The organism is Proteiniphilum sp. UBA1028, from assembly GCF_002316955.1.
GTDB lineage: Bacteria > Bacteroidota > Bacteroidia > Bacteroidales > Dysgonomonadaceae > Proteiniphilum.
On record NZ_DCEN01000029.1, the window covers coordinates 1 to 7,697 of the forward strand.

Below are 7,697 nucleotides of genomic sequence, written 5' to 3' on the forward strand. Positions count from 1 at the left end.
AACTTTTGGGGGTCGGTTCACATTGTGTGATGCACCCTCTTTTTTAATTGTTTCAGGCTGGCCCAATATCATATTGTCGAGGATAAGTAAATGCAAAGAACTGAGATATCACGCGATGGCTCCGGTAAAAGCTGTTAACGTTTATACTTGATATTTAACAGGATCTCTTGTGTCTTCGGGTGAACAATCGTCGTTCATCGCTTGTTCTCAAAATGAAATAAGAGCAAATTGCTTAAATGTTTTTTTAGGTTATCCACGCAGAACACAGATGCGAAAAATCCGTCGGGACGTTCTTACATAACAAAAGATATTTCAAGAAGAGATATTTGTAGAACGACCCGACGGTCTATTTTGTAGCACCAGTCTACTTACTTTACGAAATAATAGATTGCCGGTCATCTTCTCTCGGTCTATTTCAATTTGCAATGTCTCTCCTTCTGCCTATTTCCCGGGTTTAATACCACATGCCTCGCCTGTCGGTTCATCCTGGTTGCGATGCCAGATATCCGTAAAATCATCCGGATGTCTGCGAAATTTAGCTAGGATATAAGAGCAGGAGGGGATGACTTTGTAATTATTTTTGCGTGCATATTTTACCATTTCGTCGAATAAGCTGCCTGCAATTCCCTGACCTTCCAACTCGGGGCGAACTCCCGTATGATAAGCATTCAGAATGTTGTCCTTTATCTCGAAATCAAGTTCCGCAACCTGCCGTCCCTCCTTCTCAATAAAGAAACTACCCAGGTTTTTCTCGTCGATTCTATATTGAATATCCATAAGAACTGTTTTTTTTAATGTTATACTTGATAGTCAAACGTCTTACCCAACCCATTTGTTCTGTCTGTTATCGCCGTTTTTTTTAACACCGGTAGAAGGAAAAAGGTTGAACCGGCAAAGTAAAAACAAAATTATTGAAAGGCGCAATGCTGTTTTTTGTATCTTTGGGATTATAATCTGTAAACTAAGATACAATGAGAAGATTATTAACCGGTTACATGTTGTTTGTTCTTTTTGCTACAGGAGTTTTCTCCGCCACTGTGGATACGGTGAACGTGTTCAGCAATAAGATGCATAAAAATGTCAAAACCGTTATTGTGAAACCTCGGTCTTATGACGGGCAAACTGCTTTCCCGGTGCTTTATCTACTTCATGGATACAGCGGACGCTACGATGGATGGGTCAGGGATTCCCCCCATATTAAAGAACTGGCAGACCATTACGGCATCATGATTGTCTGTCCCGATGGAGGCTTCAGCAGCTGGTACTGGGATAGCCCTGTGGATTCGGCTTTTCAGTACGAAACTTTCGTCTCCAAAGAATTAATTGGGTGGGTGGATCAACATTACAAAACGGTTCCTTCCCGTGAAGGTCGCGCAATTACCGGACTGAGCATGGGGGGGCATGGCGGGTTATATCTGGCTTTCCGTAACCAGGAGGTGTTTGGAGCTTGTGGAAGCATGAGCGGAGGAGTGGATATCCGCCCTTTTCCCAACAATTGGGATATGGCTGACCATATCGGCAAACAAAAGGATAACCCGGAATATTGGGAAAAGTACAGCGTGATGGGGCAGCTGCATCTGCTGACTCCAAACTCTCTGAAGATCATTATCGACTGTGGCACGGAAGATTTCTTCTACCAGGTAAACGAACGGCTGCACGAAGAGTTGCTTTACCGTAACATTCCACATGATTTTATCTCCCGTCCCGGCGCTCATAACAGACCCTATTGGAGCAACGCAGTAAAATATCAGGTGCTTTTCTTCAGTGATTTTTTTTATAACGGGAAAGCCAACTAAAGGCAAGTTCATCGATTCGAGACATTGCTTTTGTGATTGTTTCGGGCAATATGACGGAATTTGGCTCGTACGGCTGCGCACGGCAAAGTCTCTTCTGGATGATCTGAAAGTCCCTTATTAGGTTCTCCCCGGCAATCATGATTCGAACTGGTCTGAAAGCGGGATATACGACCAGAGCGATGAGTTATGAAGGAGTGAATGCCGTAATGTGCCGCTCCAATCTGTGGGCAGAACAGCCCTTTGGTGGGTATAACATTATTACGGTTGACCGTGATTCGGTTTTTCTGCAGGATAAGATGCTTTTTTATACCAATACCGCCAAAGAAATCAAGGCTGCTGATGCAGGCGATGGTACGACACTCCCGCCGACAAGGGTTTGATCTACGCCTACAATACCTCTAACGGTGCTTTCCTTTGGAAGCGCAGGTCTCCTCCGGATTGATTAATTAATATGATTTTACCTACAGACTATGGTAAGCTGTTTGTGTCGGCAATGGACGGCAAACTTGTTAAATTGAAAACAAAACACCGATACAGGGAGGGGAGGGAATTATTTAATTATATCGGATATATCGGAACAACTTTGCGGAGCTTCACATAAAAGACGAATCCTTTTACACGATCAAAGCCCATCTCTTCGATGGCTTTCACATAACGTTGTACCTGCCGGTTGTATCGCGGATCTACCAATTCCCCGAATTTGTAGTCGGCCACAATCACTTCGTCTTTACGGATCATCACACGGTCGGGACGGCTTAACCCCATGCGGGGATGCAGTACCTGTGCTTCGTTCAGTACCGTGAATTGGTCACTATACCAATTGCTTATCTCAGGGAGAGAGAGAATGTCAACCATTTCTCTGATGGTGCTGTCCCTGTCTTGTTCCTGCAACTCTCCTTCCGATATCTTCTGCTCCACAGCCACGGGTATATCTGTCACCGTTTTTATGTGGCTGATCATATCGTGCATCATTTTTCCATAATCACGGCGACCGTCGTCACTGAAAAAACCGGTCGAGTTAAGACGCAGCTTCAGACGATTACTGAACGGGTGCGATTGCCATTTGCCGGTTTTGTACGATGGTGCTCCCGCCTTCTCATCCCCTTCGTGCAGAGAGGATGAGCCGAAGGTGAACCTGTCTGCGCACTCCTCTTCGGAAAAATATTCGGACAGTGTAACAAATTGTTTCTTGTCGTCCGTTTTGACTTGAGGGGCTGTGATGCTTCGCCACAATAGGTCAGCCACGGTAGTGATCGACTCCGGCTTATCGGGTTTTGGGGCAAACATGATCAACCGGTGCTTGGCCCGGGTAAAAGCCACGTATAACAAGTTAAGGTTATCGATATAGGTAAATCGTTTTTCGTTCAGATAATCGTTTCTGAAAATAGTGTCGGTAAGGGTTTTGCCATATTTGAGGGGAGCTACGCTCAATTGATCAAAAGGGGCCACTCCCGGCTTACACCAAATAATATCGTTGTGGTTGGGAGCATGGTCCACACCCCAGTTTACAAAGGGCATAATCACCGCTCCGAAACCCAGCCCTTTCGATTTGTGGATGGTAATCAGCCGTATGGCATCCTGGTCTTCCGGAGAAAAGAGCGCCTTCTGACAACCTTTCTCATCCCACCAATCGAGAAACGTACCCAAGTCTGTCGTGTTGCGGGAGCTGAACTTCATCGCTATATCCAAAAAAGCCTGGATATAAGCATTTTCCTGTTCGTTGAGCGCCTCGGAAGAAAGGGCAAAAAAGCGTTCAATCATGTCGTAGAAGGGGAGTGAGGCCAACTCTTTTATGTGTTGTTTTACTTCGTCGGGGAAGTCGCCTTCTGCGCCGTCCCAATATGACTGTAGCGCCTCATCGGGTGTTGCCCTGTGGTGGAACCGGAAGTATTCATATGCCGCCATCATCCGTCGTGTTTTGTCTTTTGGATTCCGGAAATGGCGCATCAGGGAGATCACCGCCTTCACGCTTTGTGCACTGCCAATGAGCAGCGCTTCGTTGGAGATGATGTCGAATTTGTAGGGTGAGCCCGGATGGTTTTTTTTGTAGGCAAGCAGTGCCTGGGCCACGGCCACGGCCTCGTGGTTCCATCGCACAACCACGGCTATGTCTTTGGGCGGGAAGCCCTGAGCCTGCAGCTGTTCAACTTCGTACGGCAGCTGCTCCAGTACATTCGCTTTCCAGTCCGACGCCGTTTCCTTCTCGTTTTTCAGAAAGGTGATCCTCACCTGCCCGCCGCTCTCTTTTTTTTGGGGAGGAACATGCTGATAAGCATCTCTGTAGGCGTCAGTGATTTGTGTGTCGGCAAGCTCCTGGGTCGCATTGTCAAATTCCTGTTGCAGGATGGAAGATGCCTGAGAAAAGAAGGCATTATTGAATTGTATGATGCAGGCGTCACTTCGCCAGTTGGTATCCAGCACCTGTTCCCGGATGTTCTCCGCATGAAAATCACTGGATACCTGCGTCTCCAGCAGGCGCCAGTCGGAATTCCGGAATCGGTAGATACTTTGCTTTACATCGCCCACGATCAGGTTAAAGTTACCCGAAGCCATGCTCTCTCCGACCAGTGGTTTGAAATTATTCCATTGCATGCGAGAGGTATCCTGAAACTCATCGATCATATAATTGGATATCCGTGTACCTGTTTTTTCATAAATAAACGGTGAGTCGGTACCGGCAATCATCTTGTTTAACAATTCCGTGGTGTCTGAGAGAAACAAAGTGTTGTTTTCCTGTTGCAGTTTGCGGAGCCTGTTTTTGATATCGCTGAGGATGCCGAGGGTATAGAAATTGCGGAGAATGCTGAGCGCGGAATTGTAATGGATGTTGTTCTCGAAAAGCCAGATGGCTTTTTTTACCGCATCGTTCAATCCTTCGGAATAGGCCGCTTCAATGGCTGCACGTATCTCGGGTGGTGTGGTTTTGGTTATCCACTTTTCCGGGTTGTCCGCCAGATTGATGAACGTGTTTGTGGGCGGTTTCATTTCTCTGTTTGCCCATTTTGCAAAATGCGAGAATGGAGAGCGGCTTCCGCCACTGAAATCAGAAAAATGCAACCCGAAGCGGTTCATCGTATTCAGTCCCTTTTCTCCTGTTTCTTTCGTTTCCTTCTCGAAATTGCATACAATTTTCTGAAGCGTCTGCTGGTAGGAAAGAAGGAATTCCTTGTCCCGAATCATTTCTTCCTCTTGGCGCGAGAACGACTTGTAGGTCTCGTTTGATAGCTGTTTAGCCAAGTCCAGCACCTGTCGGTTTATCTTCCAGCTCTTTCCCTCTTCAATGCTATGCTGCATAAAGAGCAGTAACCAATCGGAAAGCACCTTGTTCTCCGGAAGCTCCAGCTCAGAGAGCATCAGATCGACCGTCTCCATGAGGTAGGAGGATTCATCCAGCTCAATGTTATATCCGCCTGACAATCCCATTTCACGGGTGAAAGCACGCATGGTTTGTTGAAAGAAGCGATCGATCGTGCTGATGGAAAAAGCCGAATAATCGTGCAGGATACTTTCCAAAATGTCTTTAGCCTGCGAACGAATGGCCTTCTCATTCAAAGAAAAGTCGTTCATGAGCTCCTGCAAATAGGAGGAGGCTTCGCCCGATGCCAGCCGATAAAGTTCCTTCACGATGCGAGATTTCATTTCGTCGGTTGCCTTGTTGGTGAAGGTGACCGCCAAAATGTGGCGGTGTCGTTGCGGTCCCGAGAAGAGCAGATGAAGGTACTCACCTGTCAGCCGGTGTGTTTTCCCTGATCCGGCAGAGGCTTTGATCACATGGAGGTAGTGACTCTCAGATGATGCGAGATTTGGCATATCCCTCCTTTTGCAAGATTCCCAACACCTTCTCACGATGATCGCCCTGAATGATAATCTCACCCTCTTTAGTCGATCCCCCCACGCCGCATTTGGTCTTCAAGAGCTTGCCCAGCTCCTGCAGGTCGTCCTCTTTCCCTGTGAAGCCGGTGACCAGTGTCACCGCTTTGCCTTTTCGGTTCCGCTTATCGAGACTGATCCGCAGCGACTGTTTTTCTTTGGGCAGTGTCTCTGTAACCTCTTCGTTCTCCTTGTTGTAATGATAGTCAGGATTGGTGGAGTAGACTATGTTCAGTCTTTTTTTCCAGTCATTCATTGGCACTAATATTATTTTTTTTCCAGTGATTCAATCACATTGATGATGTAATCACCCATTCGCTCACAGTCTGAAATGATATCAATGTAAAACACACCATTCTGATAGGAATATCGTTTCAGATTGAGATTCTCCACATTCTCCCGTTTCAGCATATTCCTTTTTTCGTTGATGCTGTTTTCTATATGCTTGCTGTTTACCAGGTCCGACTCCGTAATCTTCTTGTTTTTCAATAGGTTCTGCATGTTCTCGAGAGCTTTGTCCATCAGTTCGTACATGGAGTTGATATTTTCAAGAATGCACTCCTCAAATTCAGTCTCTGCTTCCATCTTGCGTTTCAGGTGACGGGCAATGTTACAGGCCGAGTCGGCAATGCTTTCAATTTCGGTTACCGCCCGCAGGATGGAACGTACTCGTTCCTTGCTCTGGTGGCTCAATTTCCCCTCGGTCACCTTGCTCAGGTAAGATCCAATCTCCACTTCCATCCGGTCGCTGATATCTTCGTATTTCTCGGTCCGGTTGTAGAGTTTGAGAAACTTCTTGTCGCTGTTCTTCAGGTTGGTCATTTTTTTCACAAAGCCAAACATCTTCTTCACCCGCGTGACATATACCTCCACCTCTTTCTCTGCCTGCAGGATGGAGAGCTCGTCGGTAGAAGCCAGTCCGGTAGAGATATACTGCAATATGAACTCTTCGTCTTCTTCTTCTCCCTTTTTCGGCCTGATCAGGGTGAGACAAATCTTTTCATAGAGCTTCACAAACCAGATCATCAGTGTGACGTTGCAAATGTTGAACAGGGTGTGGAAGAGAGACAGTCCGTAAGAAACAGAGGCCTGGTAGGTGATATACTGTTCCTGTAATGCAGCCAGCTTCGGGGAGAGTTCCGACCGGGGCAGGGTCGATATCTGTGCATAGTCGTCCGCCGAGAGTGATTCAATGAAAGCGTTGATGCCGGATGGGTGCACCGATGCGAAGCTGGGCACGATGTTGTCAACCATCTGCACAAAATGTTTAAAGACAAAGAGCATCCAGATCACTCCCATCACGTTGAACATGAAGTGGGCAAAGGCAGTCCGCTTTGCCGACAGGTTGGCCGGGATGGCTGCCAGGTTAGCGGTGATGGTGGTGCCGATGTTCTCTCCCAGGATCATGGCTGCCGCACTGGGGAAGTCAATCCAACCCTGTGCAGCCATGATCAATGTCAGAGCTACCGTTGCGCTGGAGGATTGTACGATGATCGTCAGCACGGTGCCCACCATCAGAAAGAAGAGGGTGGAGAGGATTCCCATGTTGGTGAAGTTCTGTACGAACGAAAGTACTTCCGGGTTATTCTGCAGGTCAGGCATCGATTCTTTCAGGAAGTCGAGTCCCATAAACAGAAAGGCAAATCCAAAAATGAATTCGCCCAGCGACTTGTTCCTGCTCCGGGAGGAGAAGATCAGCGGCAGTGCTACACCCATCAGTGGAATGGACAATGCACTGATGGAGAACTTGCCGAAACCGAAGAAGGAGATCATCCATGCTGTAACCGTGGTGCCAATGTTGGCGCCCATAATCACGCCGATGGATTGGATCAGGCTCAACAGTCCTGCATTGACAAAACTTACCACCATGACGGTGGTGGCAGAAGAGGATTGTACCAGGGTGGTGATCAGCAAACCGGTGAGGATACCCATCACCCGGTTCTTTGTCATGGCCGACAAAATGTTCCTGAGTTTGTTGCCTGCCAGTTTCTGCAGGCCTTCGCTCATGATCTTCATACCATAAAGGAAAAG

6 protein-coding genes are annotated in these 7,697 nt (G+C 47.2%); 2 read left to right on the forward strand and 4 right to left on the reverse strand.

Annotated elements, in window-relative coordinates; all coding sequences use genetic code 11:
- Positions 1-441: 441 nt before the first annotated feature.
- Positions 442-777 carry a GNAT family N-acetyltransferase gene (locus B3Z75_RS03855; protein ID WP_294067947.1) on the reverse strand — a complete coding sequence of 112 codons (336 nt, stop codon included), beginning with the start codon at positions 775-777 and terminating at the stop codon, positions 442-444.
- Between the two features lie 194 nt (positions 778-971).
- Here B3Z75_RS03855 and B3Z75_RS03860 point away from each other — a divergent pair, with 194 nt between their 5' ends.
- Complete coding sequence (locus B3Z75_RS03860) at positions 972-1,796, forward strand: alpha/beta hydrolase (RefSeq protein WP_294067949.1); 825 nt, start codon at positions 972-974, stop codon at positions 1,794-1,796.
- Between the two features lie 137 nt (positions 1,797-1,933).
- On the forward strand, positions 1,934-2,176 hold the full coding sequence (locus B3Z75_RS03865; protein ID WP_294067951.1) for a hypothetical protein: 243 nt from the start codon (positions 1,934-1,936) through the stop codon (positions 2,174-2,176).
- A gap of 178 nt (positions 2,177-2,354) precedes the next feature.
- On the opposite strand, the gene B3Z75_RS03870 is transcribed toward B3Z75_RS03865, so the two are convergent.
- The 3 genes from B3Z75_RS03870 to B3Z75_RS03880 all read right to left on the reverse strand — a co-directional run.
- Positions 2,355-5,606: a UvrD-helicase domain-containing protein gene (locus B3Z75_RS03870; RefSeq protein ID WP_294067953.1), complete on the reverse strand. Its 3,252-nt coding sequence runs from the start codon at positions 5,604-5,606 to the stop codon at positions 2,355-2,357.
- Entirely contained in the window at positions 5,584-5,928 is a 345-nt protein-coding gene (locus B3Z75_RS03875) for a translation initiation factor (protein WP_294067955.1), read from the reverse strand. The genes B3Z75_RS03870 and B3Z75_RS03875 overlap by 23 nt, the downstream gene beginning before the upstream one ends.
- 5 nt (positions 5,929-5,933) lie before the next feature.
- Positions 5,934-7,697: Na/Pi cotransporter family protein (locus B3Z75_RS03880; RefSeq protein WP_294067957.1), on the reverse strand; the 1,764-nt coding region annotated here is incomplete at its 5' end.